Source organism: Leifsonia sp. McL0618 (assembly GCF_049994905.1).
In the GTDB taxonomy this organism is placed as follows: domain Bacteria; phylum Actinomycetota; class Actinomycetes; order Actinomycetales; family Microbacteriaceae; genus Diaminobutyricibacter.
In genome coordinates, this window is record NZ_CP188258.1 from 2,786,952 (window position 1) to 2,807,347 (window position 20,396).

Genomic DNA, 20,396 nt, shown 5'->3' on the forward strand with positions numbered 1-20,396 from the left:
TCAGCTCGGCCGGATGGTCGCCACCATCCACAAGGAAGGTCTGACGAACAAAACGACGATCGTCGTCACCGCAAAGCATGGCCAGTCGCCTCAGGACCCGACCAAGCTCGTCACAGTCAAGGATGGTCCGATCGTCAGCGCGATCAACACGGCCTGGTCGCAGACGCATCCGAGCAACCCGAAACTCATCGTCGCCGGAACGGACGACGACCTGTGGCAGTCCTACCTGTCGGACCGCTCGCAGGCCGCAGCCGACTTCGCCAAGGGCTATCTCTGGGATCACACCGCTGCCGGATTCGACAGTAACGGCAATCCCGTCACCGTCCAGCATTCGGGTCTCGCCCAGATCTGGGCCGGAAGCGACGCCGCGAAGTTCTTCGGTGTCGCCGTCGACAACGGTCACTACCCGGATGTCTTCGGCGAAGTTCAGGAGGGCATCGTGTACTCGGGTCCGACGAAACTCGCCGAACACGGCGGCATGAACACCGGCGACCGCCACGTGCTCATGCTCGTTGATGGTCCCGGAGTGCCGGCTCAGGTCATCTCTTCACCCGTCGAAACCACGCAGGTCGCGCCGACGATCCTCGCCGCGCTTCGACTCAACCCGACCGCGCTGACCGCTGTTCGAACCGAAGGCACCCAGGTCCTTCCGGGACTGGGCCAACTGCGACACGGACACTGACCGAAGCGGATGCACGCTAGCCGAACGCAGTGCTGAATACGAGGCCGGGAGTCATCCTCCCGGCCTCGTGTGATGCGGCTACGGCTCCGTGGTTGGCGGCGGGTACGTGACATTCGTGCGGAGCCAGATCCAGCTACCGTTTCTGCTGTTCCTCACGAGGTCCGCGCGGACCGTCTCGTTCGGTTCGACCGGTCCGGTAGCAAGGCGAAGCGTCCGCATCGCGAATTCGTCCAGCGTCCAACTTTCAGCGAAGGTCCCGGAATTCGACGACACCTCAATAGTCAGTTCGGCGCCGAGCTCAAGGAAGAAGGGCACGACTACCCATTCGAACTCGAATGAGCGCGTCTCGCTGATGCCGAAATCCGACGGCGTGAAACGGACCGAGACCCGGAACCAATCGAGCGGCTGCTCGGGGTGCACGTCCCACGAGTAGAAGAATGCCGGATTGAGGGTCGGGGCGAACGCGACATCACCGGTGGCGACGCCGGACGGCAGCGCCAGGTTCGCCCCAGTGCCGAGACTATAGAAAAGGCGCCCAGCATCGATCGAGACGATCGTGCCTCGATGGAGTCCGGAGCCGGCCCCGATGTCACGGAGTCTCTGGGTGAAGTCGGCCAACTCCGACGGGTCGGGGCGACGGGGCGTGTTCGGAGGGTCGGTGATGCCGTCCATAGTGCCGCACAATACGCCGGACGCGCCCCCGCAGCAACGCAATCACACGAATCCCTGTGCCGGTGCCGCCACTCAGTGGCGGAGAGCAATCAGAGTGCGAACGTCGACCTGTTCCAGAAAGGGATCCGTACCGGCCAACGCGTTGCCCAACTCGGCAGCGAATCGCGCTCGATCGTTCCTTTCCGGGATCCGGTCGGACATCGCCGAGAAGACGCCGCCGACGATCTGGTCGAGGGTGAGGGTGTCGGTGTAGGTGACGCGAACCTGGTCAACGTTGTAGCCCATGGCGGTCAGCTCACTCCGATATGTCGCGCGGGTGGCGTCGTCGGTGCCGCAGTAGCTGGTCGGGCTCACGCCCAGCCGGCGGTGCACGAAGGTGCGCAACGCAGCCGACCATGCGGTGTCCTGTAGCCACAGGGGGGTGCCGTTGGCGATGATCGCCAGACCGCGCCGGGGCCTGAGCGCCACCTTGGCCGCGGCGAACAACCTGGCACGGTCGACGAGATGGATGGCGTTAGCCAGGGTGATCGCTCCAACACCGTCGTAGGCCGCCGCAATCGATTCGAGGTCATCCGCAGTACCGCGGATCCATTGCACGTTGGTCACGGCGGCCTCACGTTCCGCCGTTCGGGCATGCCGGAGCATGTCTGCCTCGGGGTCGACACCGAGGGCCCGTCCGACCTTCCGCGCCAAGGGCAGCGTCAACTGGCCGGTGCCGCATCCGAGGTCGACAATCGTGTCCACCGGACTCAATGCGAGGGCGTCGGCCAGAGCATCGACCACGTCCGCAGGGTAACCCCGTCGATATCGGGCGTAATAGTCCGCAACGTCCCCCTCGAATCCGCCCGCCACGCTAACGATTCTCTGTCGTCTCAGTGAGGGAATCGAGAAATTCCGCGCCCGGCGAACACCGAGGCCGGCCGCTCGTTCGAGCGAGCGGCGCCCACAAGCGGCGGCGCTACGCGTGCGCAATGTCGCCCACGCGTAGCGCCGCCAATCACCCGCAGTGGTTCTTGTGTCTAGCGGCGCTCGCCGTCGTCGTGTCCGTATCCAGTGTCGGGACGATGCGGTGCGCCGGTGGCCAGCGCGAGCGTCTGCTGGAGAGCGGTGTACTCGGGCTTCGGCTGGAGGCTGGCATCGTAGATGTCGGCCGCGCCCTCACCCGCGAAGACGCCAGGGACCCACGAGTAAGCATCCCCGAATCCCCAGACGGTGTACGAGATGCACTGCTTGACGGCGAGGCATGCCTGAAGCGTCGAGGTGTATCCCGCCACCTGGGCGTTCTGTTCAAGCGCGGTCACCGGAAGGGTTGTACGCACGTCGACTTCCGTCTCGGCGACGTCAAGACCGAGCTTGGCGAAACGCTGCAGGTTGTTCTCCAGGTCGGGCAACCCGTACTGCGTGTCGAGGTGGGTCTGGAATCCGACCCCGTCGATGGGCACGCCCTGCGACTTCAACTGGGAGACGAACGCGTAGACCGCGTTGCTCTTCGGGCCTGTGTACTCGATGTTGTAGTCGTTGTAGAACAGCTTCGCTTTCGGGTCGGCTGCGTGAGCCCAGCGAAACGCGTCGGCGATATATCCGGAACCGAGCTTCTGCAGCCAGATCGAGTCGCGGAGCGTGCCATCGTCGTTGAACGCTTCGTTGACCACGTCCCACTGCCAGATCTTGCTCTTGAAGTGAGTGACCTCGTCGGTGATGTGCTTCTTCAGCAGTGCCCGCAGCTGGTCGGCGCTCAGGGACGGTGCCTCCGCGGTGAGCCACGACGGGAGCTGGTTGTGCCACACAAGCGTGTGCCCGCGCACAAGCTGGCCGTGGGCTTCGGCGGAGGCGACGAGTGCGTCGGCCGGCGCCCAGTTGTACGTGCCCTGCGTTGGCTCGACTGCGTCCCACTTCATCACGTTCTCCGGCGTCACCGAAGAGAATTGGCTGTTGAGAATTGACGTGTACGCGGGGTTGCTCGCGAGTTGGTCAGTATTGACCGCGGTCCCGATGCGCAAACCCACCGGGGCGGCCAACGCCCGCAAAGAATCGGGAGGGGAAGCTGGGCTTGGATGGGACGGCTCGCTGGCGAAGGCTGCACCCTGACTGAACAGGACAACGCTGACACCGACCACGGCTGTGGTGATGAGGGCAGAACGACGAGATTTCACGTCAGGTACTCCTTTGTACGGATCTCATTTGCATGGATCTCATTGGGATAGAAATCGATTTCGTAAGGCACGAAAAGGTCGACCCCTATATGTTGTTTCGTCAGACTAATTCGCCCACTTTGACCTGTCAATGGGGTTAGACGAACGTGTCTAATGCATGCATTCAGGTCGCCGCCGATCGTCGCCGGGCAGAAGGTGAACTCCGTCGGCGAGAGCCGCTCGCGCGTGCGGGTGCAAGGGGGTACCGTCGCGTCTATGACAGCTGGAACAGGCAAACTCCTCGTCCGTCTCGTGGTCGGCAGCGTGTTCGCCGCCCACGGCCTCCAAAAACTCCGCGGCGCGTTCGGCGGGCCTGGACTCGAGGGCACCGAGAAAATGGTCGCTAGCATGCAGATGCAACCGGCGGCTCTCCAGGCACGTGCGGTTGCGCTCACCGAGACGGTCGGAGGGATCGCCATAGCGGCCGGCGCAGCTACCCCCCTTGCCGCGGCCGGCCTGATCGCGACCATGGTCACGGCGATCCGCAAGGTGCACTGGAAGAACGGCCCGTGGAACTCGAACGGTGGGTTCGAGTTCAACGCGGTGCTGATCGCTGTCGTCACGGCGCTGTCGATCGACGGCCCGGGCAAGGCGTCCGTGGACGCGGCCTTGGGAAAGGCACGCTGGGGCATCCTGGGCGGGCTGTTCGCGCTCGGCGCCGGCATCGTCGGTTCGTTTGCCGCGATCGAATTCGGCCGCAGAGCATCCGAATCGATGGATGCGGAGCCCAGCGACAGGCACGATCGCGACGACGAAACACCTATTTGACCGGCCGGTCAATCAAGCTAGAATCGAAGGTGACCCCCAGATCGGGAGCCAACCGATGAAGGAGGTTGGTGTCGATGAAGAAATGGACTCGCTGGCAGGACTGGGTGGTGGTTGCAGCCGGTGTCTACGTAGCATTGTCGACGCTATGGACAACCCAAATGGGCGCATCCATGTCGTTCATGCTTGTTCTCGGGGTCCTGATGGTTGCAGCGGGAGTGTGGAGTCTGGCGATGCCGGGCCTCGTCTCAATGGAGTGGGTCCATGTCGCTCTCGGCGCCCTGCTCATCATTTCGCCGTGGGTGGGCAACTACGCGTCAAGCGCAGGAGCCGCCTGGACATCGTGGATCGCTGGAGTCGTCGTACTCGCCGCCGGCCTCCTGGCCGTGCAGCCTGCAATGAAGATGCATCACGTGCAACCAACTCACTAGAACAACCCGATCGCGAGGGGCCGGCCGCCGGCCCCTCGCACAGTATTGAAGCGGCAGCAGACAGTGGAAAACGTAGGAGAAGCGCGCACACGGATACTCGACGCCGCCGAAAGCCTCTTTGCCCAACGCGGGTTCGACGCGACGGCGACCTCAGCCATCGCCGAGGCAGCCGCAGTTCCCAAGGGCCTCTTGTTCTACTACTTCCCGTCCAAGAAGGACATGCTCGCGTCTTTGGTCGGCGAAAGGCTCGGGCCGGGCAGGATCGACCCGGACCCACTGATAGAACCAGGCAACCCCGTCAGGTCCCTGCTGAATCTGAGCCAGAAGCTCTTTCGGGTGCAAGCGGACTCCGATGTGATCCGCGTGATCGTGTGGCGCGAGCAGCATTCCCACCCCGAGGTCAAAGCCAAACTCGCCGCGCACCGGCGGGCTTTGTACGCGACGATTGAAAAGGTTCTGGCCGGCAGCCTCCACATTCCGGTCGGCAGCAAACGACTTCGCGCAGCTGCACTCGCGTGGGGCGCAATCGTCACGACTCCCCCGCTCGAGGACGAGTCGATCGAGAGCACGTCGCGAGAGCAAATGGACGACCCGCTCGAACACCTCACCTCACTCGCCGAGCTTCTCTGCGCCGGCTTGCAAGACGGTTCAGAGTGACCAGGTAACGATTCGCCGCGATCACCCGCTCGATGCTCGATCTGCCTGGCAACGGTTCCTCCTACTGATCAACCACGTCGTAGGTCACGTGTGTCGCCCGCGGAGAATGGATGACCTCCCGTTGCACGAGCGCCATCTTCCCCGCGAGTGTGAAGAGCCGAGTGCCGGCGCCCATCAGCAGCGGTGAGAAATGGATGTGGAGCTCGTCGACCAGCCCGGCCGCGAGACACTGATCGACGACGTTCGCGCCGCCCATCACGACGACATTCTTGTCTCCGGCTGCCTCGCCGGCCAGCCGGACGGCCTCGGAAACGCCGCCGGGGACGAACCGGAACCGCGAGGCCAGACGCACCTTTTCCGGCGGTTCGTGGGTGACGACGAAACAGGGAGGTGCGACCGACTGGTCTTGATCGTAACCGTAGCCGATGTCGTCGTTCCAGCCATCCGGTCCGTCAACGACGTCGAACAGGCGGCGGCCGAGGACGACCGCGCCGGTGCTCTCGAAAGCGCGCGCGAGCACCTCGTCATCGATCGGCGATCGGGGCTGTTCGAGCACCCAGGCGTGGATGCCCTCTCCCCCGATGCCCAGTCCGTGGGCCGGACCCGCGTCGGGACCTGTGACGTAGCCGTCGATCGACATGGAGATGTCGGCGATCACTCTGCTCATGATGGTCCTCCTACTTCTCCGTGCGCGACAGATACAGCACCGCGGGCCCGGGTGCGACCGGTGAGGTGAACTCGACCATGCTCGCCGGCCCATCCACGGTCACCTTGTCCGCGAGGACGGTCTCGCGACGGTCGATTCCGAACCACTCCGCCTCGTACCTGCCCGGGGGGAGCTCGATCGTGAACGCTCGCTGGTCGCTGTCCGCCTGTAGGACGAGGTACTCGACGCCGGGGTTCACCAGGGCGAAGCCGTCGGGACCGACATCCGTCAGGGGCCCCATGTCGACCAGTCCGACGCGCTCAGCGAACCGGCGGGTGTCCCCCATCGCCCAACGTGCGGGCTCGTACGCTTCGAACGGGGGCACGCCGGTGTCGGCCGGTGCAGCTCCGGTTGGTTCGAGTCCAGCGATGAGGCCGTAGTCCATCAGGATGGGGTGGTGGCCGCGAAGGAACGTCTTCCAAGCCCAGAGCGCGTCGCCCTGTCCTGGCGCGTAGTGGTCGGTGTCGCTGATGACGACCTTCGTTCCGTCGGCGACGGGAGGGTTGACGTACCAGTGCGACGGCGGAGATCCTGGCGCCATCGGGTGTCCGCCGTCGGCGAAGATCTCATCGTCGTAGCCGGGCGAGATCCATTCGGCGCGACTTGCGAGAAGCGGGTCATTGACTGCGGTCTGCACCGCGACAGGAAACTGCATCGTCATCCCGATTGGATGGGCGTCGTAGCCGCGCGCCTGCTCGTGGTGTTTGACGATGTCGATCACCCGGTACTGCCATTCAGTTGTGTCTCCCCACTCCGGGGCCGTGTCCAGACCGAGGAACCCCGCGAACTCGTCGGTGACCGCTCCACCGCCGGAGGACTCGTTGGCCACCTCCCACAGCACATTGGGGAGGTCATGGAGCGTGTCGACGACCCTCCGCACGTACTCATCCTGAATCGACTGCACATTCGGGTCGAGCGGCAGCACCTGCAGGTCGTCGATCGATGCGGCGTCGATACCGTTCACGTTGTTGTCCGCGTGAAACGGGTGTCCTTCGATGTGGTCCGGCGCAGGACTGAGGTGGAGGGCCCAGCCGTCGAACAGCATGACCCCGACATAGATGCCCGCTTCTCCCGCCGCGACCACACGCTGGCGCAGCCGCTGGAAATAGGTGTCGTCCAGCCGGTACAGGTCGAAGCGAGGCTTGCCGTCCTTCGCGACGCCCGGACCGGTATGGAGCCACGGCTGCGGGCTCATGTTCAAGTGATAGTTTCCACCGGCGGCCTGCGACCGGAACTGCTCCCAGCGCCACAGCCTGATGAAGTTGTGGCCACGCTCCCTCAGGAATTCCAGATAGGCGTCGTAGTCGAACCTCTCCGGTTCGTCCGGTCCTTCTCGTCCAGGGCCCATCCCGTCGTGCAGGTTGTTCCAGATGTGGGATCCGGTGAGGTAGACCGCACGCCCGGCAGTCGGGCCGGAAGCGGACGTGAAGTACCTCGGGTTTCGCTCTGAGACGACGAGTGGTCCCATTGCCGTCCGCGTGTTCGTCATGGTCGTTTGCTCCGTTCGTCCGATGAGTCAGCGTGGAACAAGTCGTCACCTATCGACGTAGCCCAGGTGCTGGGCGTTGTAGCGCTCCCCTTGGACGCCGATGCGTTGGGCGAGGCCGTCGAGGTCGGAGCGCTCGTCCGCCGAGAGCGCCACCGTGGTGGCGTCCGCGTTCTCCTGGATGCGCGGGGTGCGGCGGGTGCCCGGGATCGGGACGATCCACGGCTGCTGCGCCAGCAGCCAGGCCAGGGCGACCTGCCCCGGTGTGACATCTTTGGTCGCGGCGAGCTCTTTCACATGGTCGACCAACGCCTGGTTCGCGGCGAGGTTCTGCTCTTCGAAGCGGGGCACCCGGCGCCGGATGTCGTCGTCCGCGAATGCGGTGGAGGTGTCGACTGTTCCGGTGAGGAATCCCTTGCCGAGTGGGCTGAACGGCACGAACCCGATCCCCAGTTCTGCCAGAGTCGGCAGCACGTCGGTTTCCGGGTCGCGGGTCCACAGCGAGTACTCGCTCTGCACCGCGGTGACCGGGTAGACAGCGTGCGCTGTGCGGATCGTGGATGCTGATGCTTCGGAGAGGCCGAAGTGGCGCACCTTCCCCTCCGCGACCAGCTCGCCCACCGTGCCGGCGACATCCTCGATCGGCACCCCGGGGTCCACCCGGTGCTGGTAGAAGAGGTCGATCACATCGCTTCGCAACCGCTTCAGCGATGCGTCGGCGACTCGCCGGATCTGCTCGGGCCGACTGTCGAGCCCGACGCTGGCTCCGTCCTGGATGTTCCAGCCGAACTTTGTAGCGATCACGACCTGGTCGCGCAACGGCTCCAGGGCTTCGCCCACGAGCTCTTCGTTGACGTACGGTCCGTACACCTCTGCCGTGTCGAAGAACGTCACGCCCAGATCGACTGCTGAGCGGAGTACAGCGATCATGTCCTCGCGGCTTCCGGGGTTCGGACCGTAGCTCTGGGACATGCCCATGCAGCCCAGCCCGATCGCAGAAACCTGCAGGCCTTGCCCGAGTGTGCGTGCGTGCATGTGTTACTCCTGAGTCCAGCCGGTCATGTCATCAGTCATGCCATCCAGTGAACGCCAACTCTCGCGCACATGGGAGTCCCTGTTTGGCGTGGAGGAGCGCATAGCTCCGCTCGGTAGAGTTCCCGAGTGGAACTTCAGTCAAAGCCCGACACTGTCCGCGATGAGCCGCTCACGTGGCGCACGATGACCCTGCTCGTGAAGATCGGGACGGTCGTCATCTGGGTGGCGTTCGTCCTCTATCTCGTCTTCCTCCTGAAGCTGCTGCTGTTCTCGCGCGCGCTCGGCTCGGAACGCTCGCTCAACCTGATCCCATTCGCGACCATCTCGAACTACCTGTTCAGTGACTCGGCAGGGGTGAAAAGGGTCGCGATCGGCAACATCCTCGGCAACGTCGTAGCGTTCGTCCCGCTCGGCGCGTTCCTGCCCTTGTTGCGGCGCCGAATCGGGATGTGGTCGAACCTTCTTATCGTCGTCTGCGCGAGCGTGTCGGTGGAGCTCGTCCAAGGCATCTTCGGAGTCGGCGCCTCGGACATCGACGATGTCATCCTGAACACACTCGGCGGGCTCGTCGGCATCCTGTTCTTCACCCTCCTGCGGGTGCTCCTGCGCCGTTGGAGTCGGCTGATCATTGTGATGGCCGTGCTGTCGCTCCTGGCGGTGCCGATCCTCTCTTATCTGCTGTTCGCGATCAGATTGCGCATGTAATCCGGGTGAACGCCGACTCGACCGGCCTGGTCAAAGCGACCTAGCGGCCCTGGCGCTTCTTGAACGGCTTCGGCTGCCCCTTCACGGCCGGGGCGCGACCCTTGCCCTTCGAGGCTTTGGCTTTGCCGCCGGCCGGAACGACAGGCTTCACCTGGGCAGGTGCCGCGGCGATCTCGTCCCGCGCTGTGGCAAGAAAGAGGACTCCGGCTTCCGTCAGCTGGGTTCTCGCGCCGTCGCGGACAAAGAGCGGAGTTCCCACTTCCTTTTCAAGCTTCGAAATCGACGAGTAGAGGGAAGCGAGCGGGATGTTGAGTGCCTGTGCCGCACGCGGAAAATGCAGTTCCTCAGCCACGGCGACAAACCGGACGAGCAGGGTGATGTTCACAGGGGCCCCTCGTGGATCGCCGCCTGTCGCGCCCGCCACGCCTCCTCCGCGCGCTGCATGCGATCGAACAGCGCCACACGGTCGTCGTCGCCGATGGCCGACAGGTCGAGTTGGAACACATCGTCCGCGACCTCAAACCACTCCTCGGCGGATGTCAGGATGCGGGTCGAACGTCCGCTGGCATCGTCCCTGCTCAACTCGTCGTTGAGGATGAAGTCGGTCCCGAGTGCGTCGCGGCGGAAGAGCTCGCAGGTCTGGACGAACGGGGACTGCGGCGACGTCGAGAGTTCAGCGTGATACCCGCTGAAGTCCTCCCACACGGCCGGCGCAAGCGTGAAGTCCATGCTGTGGAAGGTCGTCTGAACCGGATCGGTGAAGAACCGCCAAGCATCCGGTGCGATGTCCGGCAGCGCCTGCAACCGGAAGCTGAAAGGGCCCTGGACGTGGACGCCCTCCCGCAACGGGATCGGCTCGTGGTGCGAGTTCGCCAGGCCCACGTCGATCGACCACCGTTCGCCATCGATCACGACAGTGAGGGCCAGGTGTGTGCCGTACTCGTCGGGTGTCGTCTTCGCACGCTCGACGCTGCCATTGATCTGCCCACGATGCAGCGTGACGTCATATCCAAGGGCGGTCAGAAGCGTGGCGAAGGCATTGTTCAGGTTGAAGCAGTAGCCGCCCCGGCCCGCGAGGATGCGGTCGATGGATTCCTCCGGGCTGATGCCCTGAGGACGTCCGAGCTGGATGTCGATGTTCTCGAAGGCGATCCGCTCGACGTGCGCGCGGTGCAGCCCGCGCAGAGTGTCGAGCGTCGGAGCTCCGAGGGACTCTGAGGTGTCGACTCCGAGTCTGGTCAGATACGGCGCGACCCACTCGGGGTGGCTGGACTTCTCGGGGATCATGGCCCCCGAAGACTAGCGCCTCCGAGGGCCCACGCCAAGCGCCCTCCCGACGGCTACCAGGGGACCCGTGTGCCATCCCAGGACCAGAGCGCGCCTGTTGGGCCGTCGTCGGGAAGGAGCGCAAGGCGGACCGCGCCTGTGGCGGCCTCGGCCGGGTCTCCGCCGGCGGACATCCCGGGGACCAGATTCGTGCGGCGCAGGCCTGGCGCAAGCGCATTGACCTTGAAGTGCTCGCCGAGGGCTTGAGCGGTGAACAGGGTGACAGCATTGGCCGCCGTCTTGGAGCTTCGGTAGGCAAGACCGCCACCGTGAACCCGTTCCCAATCGAACTGTGGGTTAGGTCCGCTGGCCCAGGTCAGCGATCCCGTACCGCTGGACACATTCACGATGCGAGGGTGCGCCGACCGGCTCAATGCTGGAAGGAAGCCTTGTGTGACGGCGATGAGACCGAAGACATTGGTCTCATAGGCAGTTCGGAGTTGCCCGAGCTGTGTGCCGGTGATGTCTTCGCCACCGGGGTTCACCCCAGCGTTATTGACCAGGATTCCCAGCTCACCTATCCGTTCCGCCGCTGCTGCAACGGATGAGGGATCGGTGACGTCCAGCTGTACAGGGCGCACCGCAGACCCCAGTTCCTCGGCGGCCCGCTGTCCTGTGGCGAAGTCGCGCGCGCCGAGCCACACCGTGACACCCTGATCGGCCAACTGCCGCGCAATCTCGAACCCGATTCCGCTGTTGCCTCCAGTGACCAGCGCGACAGCTCCGGATGCAGGTGGCCGGATCTGAGAAGGAAGACGGTCTGGTTGAGTCATGATTACTCCAACTCCAACGATGTAGTTGGAATTGTAGCGCGCCTTCGCATCATCTCCAACTCGACTGTTGGTATTCTCGACCCATGGCCTGGGATACGGAGGAGACGCGTCGGCGCCTTCGCGATGCGGCGCTCGTGGAGTTTGCGGCTCGAGGGTTCGACGGCACCACCATCGGCTCGATTTCTGCCCGTGCCGGCGTGAACAGAGAACGGATCTACAGCTATTACGGCGACAAGAAGGCCCTGTGGGAGCTTGTACTTTCGACTGAACTCGAGCGTCTTGCCTCAGCTGTGACACTTTCCGGCACCGGACTGAATGACATCGGCGAGTTCGCCGGGGCAACCTTCGACTATCACGCGGCACACCCCGAACTTGCCCGCCTGCTGCAATGGGAGGGGCTGCAAGACGACCAGGCCGCGGATGTCGTCAGACGCACCGCGCACTACCGGGACAAAGTGGAACGTTTCGCCACCGCCCAACGCGACGGGTTGCTCGATCGGGGTCTGAATCCTGCTCATCTCGTGTTCACGCTCATCGCCCTGGCCGCATGGTGGCAAACCGTGCCACAGCTGGCAGAGATGATCACCGGAGCCGGCCCCGACGACCTGCAGGAACGCGCTCGCCGCCGCACGTTCGTCGTCGAAGCAGCGCGGCGACTTGCGACCCCATCGACGAGTGAAGAGTAGTCGAGGAGGGCGATCACGTCGCGTCAGTCTCGCGCCAGGAACGGGTCGATCGCAGCCCATGTTCCTTCCGGGGCTTCGAGGTGGGGCAGATGCCCGGCTTCGGGGATCTCGACGAACTGCGCACCCGGAACAGCGCGGGCGACCGCCCGCCCGTAGGCCGGGGTGACGATCCGGTCGCTTTCACCCCACACGATCAGGACCGGGACCTGCACGGCGCCGAGCCGACCGAGCAGGGCTGGGTCGTTCATGCCGGTGCCAGTGATTGCGGCCATTGTGCGACCGTTCGCCTGCTGGTTGGCGCGCTGCGCGTCGGTCAGCTTTTCAGGGTCCAGGTAGCCGCGCTCCGGGTCGTGCCAGGCGACCTCGGCGAGACCACGTGCGTCGAGGGCGAAGAAGTCCGCGATCGGCTCACCCTCGACGACCACCCCGACGCCGTCGATGTCGACGACGGCGCCGATCAGTCCGGCGTACCGCTCATCGGCAGCCGCCTGCACCGCCATTTCGAGGGCGATCCATCCACCGATCGAGGATCCGATCAGAACGACGTCGTGTTCTCCATCGTCGAGCAGGCGGTTGAGGTAGCCGGAAGCGAGATCTGCGACCGAGGCGATCGTTTCGGGACGCGGCGTCCCATCCCAGCCCGGATGGGTCGGTGCGAGTACGTGCATGGTCGCGGCAAGGTGTCCCACGATAGGCGCAACGGTCTGCGGGCCGCCACCGCCGTGAAGCACGAGTACCGTTCGCGACGCCGGGTCCCCTGCTTCGTGGATGGGGAGATCCTGGGGAAGGGTACTGCTCATGGTGACTCCTAACTCAACATGTTTATATACGAGTGTTGATACACTAGCACCATGACCACGGATTTGGAAGGGCTCGGGCTGGCGATCAAACGTGCGCAGTACCGGAACCACCGCACGATGGATGCTGCACTGCGCGACGTCGGGATCAGCCTCGTGCAATGGGACGCATTGCGTGCCATCGATCGAATGCCCGAAGCGTCCGGGCATGACCTCGCCACAGCGAGCTTCCAGAGCGACCAGTCGTTCGGCACCCTCGCGACCCGACTCGTCGATCGTGGGCTGATCACTCGATCAGCAGGACGGGGACGCCGGCTCGAGTACAGGCTGACCGAATCGGGGCACACCGCTCTTGAGGAGGGCCACGAGGTGGCACACCGGGTGTTGCCCGAGCTTTTCGCGCCGCTCGACGAGGATCAACGCGCGGCGCTGCACCAGGCACTCCTCGTTCTCACCGGATGACCAGAGCGCAGTGCCACAATTGCGCCGTGGGACCACGGATCGCACCGATCTCGCGCAGGCGCGCCGACGTCAGCCGGAGGTCGATCGCGGTCGTGGCCCTGGTCGTGCTGGCTCTCGCCGGGTGTACGTCCGCCCCACCGCAGCCCGACACGACGAACGGTACCAGCCGCTTCTATGACCAGGTCGTGCACTGGAAGACCTGCAGCACCGTTCTGCAGTGCGCCACGGCGATCGTGCCGCTCGACTGGGCGCACCCATCGGGGCCGACCATCTCGATCGCCATGGCGAAGCAGCGCGCGATCAGCGGCAAGCCCCAAGGCACCATCCTGTTCGATCCGGGTGGACCGGGGGCGTCCGGGGTCGACTTCGTCGAAGCGTACGGGGGTCAGATGATGGACCCGAGCGTCCGCGACGCCTACGACGTCGTCGGCTTCGACCCCCGCGGCATCGGCCACTCCACCCCGATTCGCTGTTACAGCTCCGCAAAACTCGAGCACTACTACTACGACGTTCTCCCCGGCAGGATCGGCAGCGATCAGTGGCTGGCGGCAGACCTCAAGGCCCAGGATGCGCTCGCCAAGGCGTGCGCGAAGAACACCGGCCCGCTGCTCGCGCACGTCGACACGAGCAGTGCGGCACGCGACATGGATGCGCTCCGTGCCGTGTTCGGCGAGAAGAAGTTGGACTACTTCGGCGGCTCGTACGGCACCGATCTCGGGCTCGAGTATGCGCGGCTGTTCCCGCAGAAGGTCGGTCGCTTTCTGCTGGACAGCGTCGAGTCGCCCGACGCGAGCGGCGAACAGCTCGACGTCGGCCAGGCCAAGGGCTTCGAGACCGAACTGCAGCAGTACCTGGCGGCGTGCGTGCCCGACCAGTCGACCTGCCCGTTCTCCGGGAGCGTCGCCGACGCGGATGCCCAGCTGACGTCTCTGTTCGCGACCCTGAACGCGCATCCGATCGCCGACGCCGACGGGCGATACCTCAACAGCGCCAACCTGGCCATCGCCATCACCTCTGCCCTGTACTCGCCGCAGTTGTGGTCTGACCTGTCGAGCGCACTGAAAGCGGTCAAGACCGGCTCGGCCGGCCCCGCCTTCGATCTCGCCGACCAGTATCTCGAGCGCAGCGATTCGGGCCAGTACCCGAACCTCATCGAGGCCTACTACGCAGTGGGATGCCTCGACCGGGCCTCACCGGACACCGTGACGGCGATGCGCAGCGAGGCTGCTGACATCGCGAAAGTCGCGCCCGTGCTGGGCAGGTATCTCGGCTACTCGAACGCCGTATGCGGCGTGTGGCCGTACCCGCCGGCGGCGACTCCCCCGCCGGTCACGGCTGCAGGCAGCGATCCGATCCTGCTGGTCAACGCGACGAACGACCCCGCAACTCCGTATGCGCAGGCGCAGGAAGTCGCCTCGCATCTCGCCAACGGGCACCTGGTCACACGGGTCGGCGACGGCCACGGTTCGTACGAGCAGGGCTACCCGTGCATCGATGACATCGTCGACCGGTACTTTCTCACCGGGGCCGTTCCTGCATCCGACCCGATGTGCCCTAGCTCGGGCACCTAGTCGGCGCCGCGGGAATCGGGCAACGGGCACAACTACCGAGCCGTCGGATCCTGCGGCACACTGGCAGCGTGACGAACATCGAGCGCACTCTCATCCTGCTGCGGCACGCCAAGTCGGACTGGTCGGGGTCCGAGGCGGACATCGACCGCCCGCTGGCCGAGCGCGGTCGGGCGCAGGCCCCACTCGCCGGGCGATGGCTCGCGAGCAATGCCGGCCGGATCGACCTGGCCATCGTGTCGCCCGCGCAGCGCGCCCGTGAGACCTGGGAGTTCGTGTCGGCTGAGGTAGCGGCCGCGCCTCCAGCGCGCATCGACGACCGCGTGTATGCGGCACCCGCGGACCGGCTCCTCGACGTCGTGCGTGGCGTGCCGGACGATGTGCACACTGTGATCATGGTCGGCCACAATCCCGGCATGGAGCAGTTTGCGTCGCTACTCGCCGGCGAGGATGTGACCATGCGCACCTGCGGCATCGCCGAGTTCGGCGTCGAGGGCCCGTGGTCCGAAATCGACGCCGCGTCGGCAGTGCTCCGCGCTTTCGGACGCTCGGACGGCCATGTCCTGAGCTGATCGCGCCCCGGAGTGAACGCAACGCTTTAGGTTCCTGGTCTGACCGGAGATATTACCGTCGACCGAGGCGCCGTTCTCCACCCGAACCTGTCTCGTATGGAAGTTCATAGTGTGCGTATATCGCGGGTTCGCTCGCTGCGTCCAACTCCCCATCGACAGCGATGGATGGCGCCTTGCTGACCTGTTTCTTCTCATATGCGACTTTGATGTGCTTCGGCGACACGAGCGCTCCAGTGAGGGGAACGAAAAGCAGTTTCTGCCCGCTCAGGATGCCGACGCGGACTGTCCCGAAGACGGGCAGATCGCTCGCGGTATCGAAGTAGATGGTCTCGAGGGTGCCGATCTTGTTTTCGCCTGGATCAACAACGCTCAGTCCAACCCAATCCTGCACATTCTCAGCCTCGAACATTGTGATCCCGTCCCGCCAGGACTCTCCCGACGCACTATTGCGCAGCCGGGTGTCGCTCACGCATCACCGTACTCCGCCGCCGTGCGCTTGTCGCCCGCACAAGATGTGCGCGGCAGAAAGCTTGTCTAGCCGTTGTCGCGCCCTCGAGCAACTCGAAGCTGAAGACGAGGCGCGAATCTGTAAACATTCACAGGGTTGCGGCCTGCACACCGGGTGAAGACTGGGGTCGCGGCGCGACTGCAATTCGGCAGCGTGTTGATGGGAGAGAAATGCTCCAGATCATCGGGCTCGGCTTCGCGAACGCTGGAACGCTCGCCGTTCAGTTGCTGGCGATCGTGTTGGTCATCCTGACCCGCCCACGACCCAAAGCGCTGCTGTGGGCGTTCTGGTTGACCGCTCTGCTCGTCAGCTGCGCCATCTCGAGCGTCGTCTTGGCGCTTTTCCGCGCCCACGGCACCTTTCTCGGCTCGACATCGACATCCGTCAGTCCGGTCATCTACATTATCGTCGGCGTTATCGCCTTGGCGGCTGCCCTTTTCGCAGCCACCAAGCGCGGGCGGGAACTTATCGGCCACGAAATCGACCGACGCGCCGAGGCCAAACGGAACGCCCCCGAACACCACAGTTCGATAGGCGATCGCGCCCAGGTGAAGGTGGCGGCGGTCAAAGCCAAGGCAAGCGACGCGTTAGACCGAGGATCGGTCTGGGTCGCCATTGTCGCGGGCGTCCTCATGGGGGCACCCTCACCGTTCTCACTGGCCGCCGTCGGGCTGATGGTCCGCGGCGGCTACACGCTGCCGGTGCAGCTGGCAATGATCCTGGTCTTCGCCCTCGTGACCTACATTCTGGTGGAGATCCCGGTGGTGAGCTACTTGATCTCACCCGAAGGCACGGCCGCACGAGTGGATGCCTTCGCGAAGTGGCTGGGTGCGCACAAGATCCAAGCCGTTGCCGCCGTCGCGGCAGTCGTCGGTGTGGTATTCATCGTGAAAGGGATCACCGCACCCTGACCGGCCCCATCACAGCCTTGACGTGCAGTGAGCGGCGACGGTCAGGAGTCCTGCAGCTCTTTCGTCACGAAGCAGGTCGATGGTTCGTGGTCTTCTTGATGCTTCCGTCAGGTGCGTAATACGTCCATGACCCGGCCTTGGCGCCGTGATCGAACTCGCCTTCGTCAATGAGGATTCCGCGGTCCGTCCAACGCTTCCAGAGACCATGCTTCTCACCGTCGAGGAACCCGCCCTGCTGGCGAAGCTCACCCGACGGTCGGAACCACGAGCAATCCCCCGCGAGTTCCCCGTCCACGTAGTGGAATTCCGATCGGACACCGCCATCCCGAAAAAGGTGGCGCCACAGACCGGTGCGCTGACCATCCCTGTACTCACCGGCGACTACGCCACCGTGCGGGTCGGGTTCCTCCCAGGGACCGGTCTTCAACCCTGCAGCGTCGAGTTCATTCACGACCTGCTCGCGATCTGGATCAGGTTGCCGCAGGTGTCGTCCAGTACCGCCGTGGTCACGGGCCCCATGGTCATCGGCGGCTGCGTGAATCGCACACCCAATGCGGACAGGCGGTCGTACTCGGCCGCCGCATCCCCGACGCCGAAGCTCGTGAACGGAATCCCGTCCTCGACGAGCGCAGCCTTGAACACCTTGGCCGCGGGATGCTCGTCAGGTTCCAGTAGAAGCTCGACGCCGTCCTGGGCGTCAGGGCCCACGACAGTCAGCCAACGGAATTCACCGGCGGGCATATCGGTCTTCTTCACAAAACCGAGCGTGTTCGTGTAGAAGTCCAGGGCCTTGGCTTGATCGTCGACCAGAACGGACGTCGTCGTGATCTTGATGTTCATAAGAGCTCCTTAGTGATGTGAGCGAGTTGTGCCTGCGCCTCGACAAGCACAGTCGGGTCGAGGTGATGGATGGTGGTGCGGCCGCTCGCGGTCAGCTGCACCAGCCCGGCATCCCGCAGCACGGCAACATGTTTCGCCACGGCTTGTCGGCTCAGGCTGTGGCCTCGATTGATCAGGCGCACACACAACTCGAACAGAGTCTGATCGTTTCGTCGTGCCAGCTCATCGACCAGAGCGAGACGGACCGGATCGCCCAACGCTCGGAAGACCGCATCCACGGCGCCAGATTAGCAACCTTTCGGTTGCCAATCAAGGAATCCTGCGACGACACAGGTCCCGCGGCACCCGACCCTCGCTTCGAAAGGACTCACACTCACGGGCTGACGCGGACTCTGTGTCCCTCGAATGCGACGATGTCGCCGAACTGCAGCTGCCGTCCGCGGCGGCGATCAACCTCGCCGTTCACGGTAACGTCGCCGTGGACGATGGCCTCTTTCACAGCTGCACCGGAGTCGAGGAGCCCAGCGAACTTCAGGAACTGCCCGAGGCGAATGGTGTCACCGCCGATCGGGACATCCTCGATCGGAGCGGGGTTGGTCATTCCGAAATGCTAGCCCACCCTGTGCCGACCACGGACGACGACCTCGATCGCAAGAGGATGATGGACCCATGCCCACTGACCACGGAGCATCGACGCTCAGGAAAGGAACGAGATGAGACCGCTTCGATACTCCATCAACGTCACGCTCGACGGCTGCTGTCATCACGAGGCAGGGCTACCTCCCGACGAGGAGTCGATGCGTTACTGGACCGCCGAGATGGAGCGAGCCGATGCCCTGATCTTCGGCCGTGTGACCTACGAGATGATGGAGTCGGCGTGGCGGCGGCCGTCCACGGGAACGTGGCCCGAGTGGATGGATGAGTGGCAGATCCCGTTCGCCGAGGCCATCGATGGGGCGAAGAAGCACGTCGTGTCGAGCACCCTGACCGGGGTCGACTGGAATGCCGACCTGGTGCAGGGCGACCTGGGGCGCGCGGTCGAGCGGCTCAAGCAAGAGCCAGGCAACGGCCTGTTCGTGGGTGGGGTGACTCTTCCACTCGCGTTGGCAGATCTGGGGCTGATCGACGAATATGTGTTCGTTGTGCAACCGGTCCTCGCCGGACGTGGGCCGACGTTGCTCGCTGGCCTTCGCGAGCGCATCCAGCTCGAGCTCGTGGATCGCCATGAGTTCCGGTCGGGCGTGACTGCGCTGCGCTACCGGCCCAGCGAATAGGGCTCGACGTGATGAGAGTTCGAGTGCCAGGGTTACGCGCGCTGCGCGACATACAAAACGCCCGTGCGATTCACGAGGGTGGGGCCGACTGATTCGGCTTCGTCCCTCAGCTCGTTCGCGGCATCTTCGCCCAGGGTTTCCCGAACCTCATCAATGTTCTCGAGCCAGATTTCGTAGAGTCGGGTGAGTTGTTCTCTCCACTGGGGTATTTCGATCCGGGACACAACGTCAAGTCCGCCCGCCTCGATGATGGGGTGCCAATCGGGTACCGACCGGGGATGCCCGTCCTTAGCTTCATCAGCTGTGAACGCGTAACGACCGCCCGGGCGCAGGATCCGTGCCGCCTCGCGCACAGCGGCGATTCGATCGGAAGCGAAGAAGATGGCGTCCGCGCACAGCACGGCGTCCGCACACTCGTCCGGCAGACCAGTGGCAACGAGATCGCCGACCTGGAACCGTGCGCGACCCTCGCCAACCCACGTGAATGCCCGTTTCCCCGCTGCTGCGACTCCCACCGGAGACCAATCGACGCCGACCAGGTCGGCTCCCGTCTCGCGGACCACCCACAGGCTTACGCCTGCGCGTCCGCACGCAATATCGACGAGAGTCTCGCCCTTCGCCAGTTTCAGCTCATCAACGAAAGCTCGTAGGGTCCAGAGCGTCGACATCCCGTACGGGTCGACTTCTTCGGGATAGTCGTCGCCGTATGCCTCCCGGGCCATCCGCGCCATGATCGTGCCGAACGCCGCGTCCGTATGTGCCTGGTCGAAAGCGTCGGCGGTAATAGTTGAAGGGATCGGGACAATTGCTCCGGGGATATCGATTGGCTCAACCACGCCCTGACCTCCTGCCCGAGTTCCGAACATTCTTACCGACACCCGTCGGGATGGGCAAGAAGAGACGTCGCTATTTCACAAACGAGGAGCATTTCGCTTCGCCAGATATTCACCCGTGGGCGATTCCGCCACCCCGGGCGCCCGGAAGGCTCGCGCTCCGGCTTCGCGTTTGCTGAGTGCGCGAATGTGAACAAGATCGATGATGCATACGGCCGCATTCATAACGACCATCGGCCAAACGCCTAAGGCTGCGTTGTAGCCGACCAGGATGACGGATGCCGTGAGATTGAGCCATCGCAACCGAAGCATCCCGGCCTGGAGGAGCGAAACGACGAGGAGGGCGGATCCGAACCAGCCGAGCGCCTGAAGCCAGATCATGCCTCAGCCCTCGGTATGTCTTGCAGCAGAGTTCCCATGATTGTGATCGCTGCAGAGGTCGATTCGAGTACGACACTGTGTTGAGGTCAAGGCCAGAGCCAGGGCGTCATCAATGCCCGTGTCGCAATCGAGAT

Annotated in this window: 28 protein-coding genes; 11 read left to right on the forward strand and 17 right to left on the reverse strand. The window is 64.3% G+C overall.

The features are described from left to right. Positions 1 to 13 precede the first annotated feature (13 nt). Positions 14 to 682, forward strand: a complete 669-nt coding sequence (locus tag ACPPVQ_RS13395; RefSeq protein ID WP_426515597.1) for a hypothetical protein — start codon at positions 14 to 16, stop codon at positions 680 to 682. A 78-nt stretch (positions 683 to 760) separates the two neighbouring features. Here ACPPVQ_RS13395 and ACPPVQ_RS13400 read toward each other — a convergent pair whose 3' ends face one another. From ACPPVQ_RS13400 to ACPPVQ_RS13410, 3 genes are all read right to left on the reverse strand, one after another. Next, positions 761 to 1,354, reverse strand: coding sequence for a hypothetical protein (locus ACPPVQ_RS13400; RefSeq protein ID WP_426515598.1), 594 nt, complete (start codon positions 1,352 to 1,354; stop codon positions 761 to 763). Between the two features lie 72 nt (positions 1,355 to 1,426). Then, entirely contained in the window at positions 1,427 to 2,206 is a 780-nt protein-coding gene (locus ACPPVQ_RS13405) for a class I SAM-dependent methyltransferase (RefSeq protein WP_426515599.1), read from the reverse strand. 167 nt (positions 2,207 to 2,373) lie between these two features. After that, positions 2,374 to 3,507: an endo-1,4-beta-xylanase gene (locus ACPPVQ_RS13410; RefSeq protein WP_426515600.1), complete on the reverse strand. Its 1,134-nt coding sequence runs from the start codon at positions 3,505 to 3,507 to the stop codon at positions 2,374 to 2,376. 255 nt (positions 3,508 to 3,762) lie between these two features. Between ACPPVQ_RS13410 and ACPPVQ_RS13415 the strand changes: the two genes are divergently transcribed. The 3 genes from ACPPVQ_RS13415 to ACPPVQ_RS13425 all read left to right on the forward strand — a co-directional run bounded on the left by ACPPVQ_RS13415 (position 3,763) and on the right by ACPPVQ_RS13425 (position 5,399). Continuing rightward, a complete protein-coding gene (locus tag ACPPVQ_RS13415; protein WP_426515601.1) occupies positions 3,763 to 4,314 on the forward strand; it encodes a DoxX family protein in 552 nt (183 codons plus the stop codon). A 74-nt stretch (positions 4,315 to 4,388) separates the two neighbouring features. After that, positions 4,389 to 4,742 (forward strand): SPW repeat protein, encoded by a 354-nt coding sequence (locus ACPPVQ_RS13420; RefSeq protein ID WP_426515602.1) that lies wholly within the window; start codon positions 4,389 to 4,391, stop codon positions 4,740 to 4,742. Between the two features lie 45 nt (positions 4,743 to 4,787). After that, a complete protein-coding gene (locus ACPPVQ_RS13425) occupies positions 4,788 to 5,399 on the forward strand; it encodes a TetR/AcrR family transcriptional regulator (RefSeq protein ID WP_426515603.1) in 612 nt (203 codons plus the stop codon). Positions 5,400 to 5,460: 61 nt separating this feature from the next. Here the strand turns inward: ACPPVQ_RS13425 and ACPPVQ_RS13430 are convergent, their stop codons facing one another. Genes ACPPVQ_RS13430 through ACPPVQ_RS13440 form a run of 3 tightly spaced genes read right to left on the reverse strand, consistent with a single transcriptional unit; the run spans position 5,461 to position 8,626 of the window. Further along, positions 5,461 to 6,066 (reverse strand): dihydrofolate reductase family protein, encoded by a 606-nt coding sequence (locus tag ACPPVQ_RS13430; RefSeq protein ID WP_426515604.1) that lies wholly within the window; start codon positions 6,064 to 6,066, stop codon positions 5,461 to 5,463. A gap of 10 nt (positions 6,067 to 6,076) precedes the next feature. Beyond that, positions 6,077 to 7,594, reverse strand: a complete 1,518-nt coding sequence (locus ACPPVQ_RS13435; RefSeq protein WP_426515605.1) for a hypothetical protein — start codon at positions 7,592 to 7,594, stop codon at positions 6,077 to 6,079. 45 nt (positions 7,595 to 7,639) lie between these two features. Further along, complete coding sequence (locus tag ACPPVQ_RS13440) at positions 7,640 to 8,626, reverse strand: aldo/keto reductase (RefSeq protein ID WP_426515606.1); 987 nt, start codon at positions 8,624 to 8,626, stop codon at positions 7,640 to 7,642. A 126-nt stretch (positions 8,627 to 8,752) separates the two neighbouring features. Between ACPPVQ_RS13440 and ACPPVQ_RS13445 the strand changes: the two genes are divergently transcribed. After that, on the forward strand, positions 8,753 to 9,331 hold the full coding sequence (locus ACPPVQ_RS13445) for a VanZ family protein (RefSeq protein ID WP_426515607.1): 579 nt from the start codon (positions 8,753 to 8,755) through the stop codon (positions 9,329 to 9,331). A 40-nt stretch (positions 9,332 to 9,371) separates the two neighbouring features. Here the strand turns inward: ACPPVQ_RS13445 and ACPPVQ_RS13450 are convergent, their stop codons facing one another. From ACPPVQ_RS13450 to ACPPVQ_RS13460, 3 genes are read right to left on the reverse strand one after another with little or no spacing between them, the layout of a single operon-like run. Continuing rightward, complete coding sequence (locus tag ACPPVQ_RS13450) at positions 9,372 to 9,716, reverse strand: LysR family transcriptional regulator (RefSeq protein WP_426515608.1); 345 nt, start codon at positions 9,714 to 9,716, stop codon at positions 9,372 to 9,374. Beyond that, positions 9,713 to 10,618, reverse strand: coding sequence for an arylamine N-acetyltransferase family protein (locus ACPPVQ_RS13455; RefSeq protein WP_426515609.1), 906 nt, complete (start codon positions 10,616 to 10,618; stop codon positions 9,713 to 9,715). The genes ACPPVQ_RS13450 and ACPPVQ_RS13455 overlap by 4 nt, the downstream gene beginning before the upstream one ends. A 53-nt stretch (positions 10,619 to 10,671) precedes the next feature. Then, positions 10,672 to 11,430 carry an SDR family NAD(P)-dependent oxidoreductase gene (locus ACPPVQ_RS13460; RefSeq protein ID WP_426515610.1) on the reverse strand — a complete coding sequence of 253 codons (759 nt, stop codon included), beginning with the start codon at positions 11,428 to 11,430 and terminating at the stop codon, positions 10,672 to 10,674. An 83-nt stretch (positions 11,431 to 11,513) separates the two neighbouring features. Between ACPPVQ_RS13460 and ACPPVQ_RS13465 the strand changes: the two genes are divergently transcribed. Further along, a complete protein-coding gene (locus tag ACPPVQ_RS13465) occupies positions 11,514 to 12,116 on the forward strand; it encodes a TetR family transcriptional regulator (RefSeq protein ID WP_426515611.1) in 603 nt (200 codons plus the stop codon). A 23-nt stretch (positions 12,117 to 12,139) separates the two neighbouring features. Here ACPPVQ_RS13465 and ACPPVQ_RS13470 read toward each other — a convergent pair whose 3' ends face one another. Continuing rightward, positions 12,140 to 12,916: an alpha/beta fold hydrolase gene (locus ACPPVQ_RS13470; protein ID WP_426515612.1), complete on the reverse strand. Its 777-nt coding sequence runs from the start codon at positions 12,914 to 12,916 to the stop codon at positions 12,140 to 12,142. A gap of 51 nt (positions 12,917 to 12,967) precedes the next feature. On the opposite strand from ACPPVQ_RS13470, the gene ACPPVQ_RS13475 reads away from it, so the two are divergent. The 3 genes from ACPPVQ_RS13475 (at position 12,968) to ACPPVQ_RS13485 (ending at position 15,515) form a co-directional block, all read left to right on the forward strand. Continuing rightward, entirely contained in the window at positions 12,968 to 13,375 is a 408-nt protein-coding gene (locus ACPPVQ_RS13475; protein ID WP_426515613.1) for a MarR family winged helix-turn-helix transcriptional regulator, read from the forward strand. A 26-nt stretch (positions 13,376 to 13,401) separates the two neighbouring features. Continuing rightward, positions 13,402 to 14,946 (forward strand): alpha/beta hydrolase, encoded by a 1,545-nt coding sequence (locus tag ACPPVQ_RS13480; protein ID WP_426515614.1) that lies wholly within the window; start codon positions 13,402 to 13,404, stop codon positions 14,944 to 14,946. A 68-nt stretch (positions 14,947 to 15,014) separates the two neighbouring features. Further along, on the forward strand, positions 15,015 to 15,515 hold the full coding sequence (locus tag ACPPVQ_RS13485; RefSeq protein WP_426515615.1) for a SixA phosphatase family protein: 501 nt from the start codon (positions 15,015 to 15,017) through the stop codon (positions 15,513 to 15,515). Between the two features lie 52 nt (positions 15,516 to 15,567). On the opposite strand, the gene ACPPVQ_RS13490 is transcribed toward ACPPVQ_RS13485, so the two are convergent. Further along, positions 15,568 to 15,984, reverse strand: coding sequence for a PRC-barrel domain-containing protein (locus ACPPVQ_RS13490; protein WP_426515616.1), 417 nt, complete (start codon positions 15,982 to 15,984; stop codon positions 15,568 to 15,570). Between the two features lie 209 nt (positions 15,985 to 16,193). On the opposite strand from ACPPVQ_RS13490, the gene ACPPVQ_RS13495 reads away from it, so the two are divergent. Continuing rightward, positions 16,194 to 16,934 carry a GAP family protein gene (locus ACPPVQ_RS13495; protein ID WP_426515617.1) on the forward strand — a complete coding sequence of 247 codons (741 nt, stop codon included), beginning with the start codon at positions 16,194 to 16,196 and terminating at the stop codon, positions 16,932 to 16,934. 64 nt (positions 16,935 to 16,998) lie between these two features. On the opposite strand, the gene ACPPVQ_RS13500 is transcribed toward ACPPVQ_RS13495, so the two are convergent. From ACPPVQ_RS13500 to ACPPVQ_RS13515, 4 genes are all read right to left on the reverse strand, one after another. Further along, on the reverse strand, positions 16,999 to 17,385 hold the full coding sequence (locus tag ACPPVQ_RS13500; RefSeq protein WP_426515618.1) for a toxin-antitoxin system YwqK family antitoxin: 387 nt from the start codon (positions 17,383 to 17,385) through the stop codon (positions 16,999 to 17,001). Next, positions 17,382 to 17,774: a VOC family protein gene (locus ACPPVQ_RS13505; RefSeq protein WP_426515619.1), complete on the reverse strand. Its 393-nt coding sequence runs from the start codon at positions 17,772 to 17,774 to the stop codon at positions 17,382 to 17,384. The genes ACPPVQ_RS13500 and ACPPVQ_RS13505 overlap by 4 nt, the downstream gene beginning before the upstream one ends. Next, positions 17,771 to 18,052 (reverse strand): ArsR/SmtB family transcription factor, encoded by a 282-nt coding sequence (locus tag ACPPVQ_RS13510; protein ID WP_426515620.1) that lies wholly within the window; start codon positions 18,050 to 18,052, stop codon positions 17,771 to 17,773. Before ACPPVQ_RS13510 ends, ACPPVQ_RS13505 begins: the two co-directional genes overlap by 4 nt. Before the next feature lie 95 nt (positions 18,053 to 18,147). After that, a complete protein-coding gene (locus tag ACPPVQ_RS13515) occupies positions 18,148 to 18,375 on the reverse strand; it encodes an RNA-binding S4 domain-containing protein (RefSeq protein ID WP_426515621.1) in 228 nt (75 codons plus the stop codon). Between the two features lie 112 nt (positions 18,376 to 18,487). Here ACPPVQ_RS13515 and ACPPVQ_RS13520 point away from each other — a divergent pair, with 112 nt between their 5' ends. Then, positions 18,488 to 19,048, forward strand: a complete 561-nt coding sequence (locus ACPPVQ_RS13520) for a dihydrofolate reductase family protein (protein ID WP_426515622.1) — start codon at positions 18,488 to 18,490, stop codon at positions 19,046 to 19,048. 32 nt (positions 19,049 to 19,080) lie between these two features. Here ACPPVQ_RS13520 and ACPPVQ_RS13525 read toward each other — a convergent pair whose 3' ends face one another. Then, entirely contained in the window at positions 19,081 to 19,884 is an 804-nt protein-coding gene (locus tag ACPPVQ_RS13525; protein WP_426515623.1) for a class I SAM-dependent methyltransferase, read from the reverse strand. Between the two features lie 75 nt (positions 19,885 to 19,959). Further along, complete coding sequence (locus ACPPVQ_RS13530; RefSeq protein WP_426515624.1) at positions 19,960 to 20,262, reverse strand: hypothetical protein; 303 nt, start codon at positions 20,260 to 20,262, stop codon at positions 19,960 to 19,962. Between the last annotated feature and the right edge of the window lie 134 nt (positions 20,263 to 20,396).

What these genes read in the sequence shown, in the direction of transcription:
- ACPPVQ_RS13430 (WP_426515604.1), bottom strand. Translation starts at nt 6,066, where the DNA reads ATGAGCAGAGTGATCGCCGACATCTCCATGTCGATCGACGGCTACGTC.
- ACPPVQ_RS13415 (WP_426515601.1), top strand. Translation starts at nt 3,763, where the DNA reads ATGACAGCTGGAACAGGCAAACTCCTCGTCCGTCTCGTGGTCGGCAGC.
- ACPPVQ_RS13460 (WP_426515610.1), bottom strand. Translation starts at nt 11,430, where the DNA reads ATGACTCAACCAGACCGTCTTCCTTCTCAGATCCGGCCACCTGCATCC.
- ACPPVQ_RS13465 (WP_426515611.1), top strand. Translation starts at nt 11,514, where the DNA reads ATGGCCTGGGATACGGAGGAGACGCGTCGGCGCCTTCGCGATGCGGCG.
- ACPPVQ_RS13515 (WP_426515621.1), bottom strand. Translation starts at nt 18,375, where the DNA reads ATGACCAACCCCGCTCCGATCGAGGATGTCCCGATCGGCGGTGACACC.
- ACPPVQ_RS13440 (WP_426515606.1), bottom strand. Translation starts at nt 8,626, where the DNA reads ATGCACGCACGCACACTCGGGCAAGGCCTGCAGGTTTCTGCGATCGGG.
- ACPPVQ_RS13475 (WP_426515613.1), top strand. Translation starts at nt 12,968, where the DNA reads ATGACCACGGATTTGGAAGGGCTCGGGCTGGCGATCAAACGTGCGCAG.
- ACPPVQ_RS13470 (WP_426515612.1), bottom strand. Translation starts at nt 12,916, where the DNA reads ATGAGCAGTACCCTTCCCCAGGATCTCCCCATCCACGAAGCAGGGGAC.
- ACPPVQ_RS13505 (WP_426515619.1), bottom strand. Translation starts at nt 17,774, where the DNA reads ATGAACATCAAGATCACGACGACGTCCGTTCTGGTCGACGATCAAGCC.
- ACPPVQ_RS13435 (WP_426515605.1), bottom strand. Translation starts at nt 7,594, where the DNA reads ATGACGAACACGCGGACGGCAATGGGACCACTCGTCGTCTCAGAGCGA.
- ACPPVQ_RS13395 (WP_426515597.1), top strand. Translation starts at nt 14, where the DNA reads ATGGTCGCCACCATCCACAAGGAAGGTCTGACGAACAAAACGACGATC.
- ACPPVQ_RS13520 (WP_426515622.1), top strand. Translation starts at nt 18,488, where the DNA reads ATGAGACCGCTTCGATACTCCATCAACGTCACGCTCGACGGCTGCTGT.
- ACPPVQ_RS13420 (WP_426515602.1), top strand. Translation starts at nt 4,389, where the DNA reads ATGAAGAAATGGACTCGCTGGCAGGACTGGGTGGTGGTTGCAGCCGGT.
- ACPPVQ_RS13455 (WP_426515609.1), bottom strand. Translation starts at nt 10,618, where the DNA reads ATGATCCCCGAGAAGTCCAGCCACCCCGAGTGGGTCGCGCCGTATCTG.
- ACPPVQ_RS13530 (WP_426515624.1), bottom strand. Translation starts at nt 20,262, where the DNA reads ATGATCTGGCTTCAGGCGCTCGGCTGGTTCGGATCCGCCCTCCTCGTC.
- ACPPVQ_RS13495 (WP_426515617.1), top strand. Translation starts at nt 16,194, where the DNA reads ATGCTCCAGATCATCGGGCTCGGCTTCGCGAACGCTGGAACGCTCGCC.
- ACPPVQ_RS13400 (WP_426515598.1), bottom strand. Translation starts at nt 1,354, where the DNA reads ATGGACGGCATCACCGACCCTCCGAACACGCCCCGTCGCCCCGACCCG.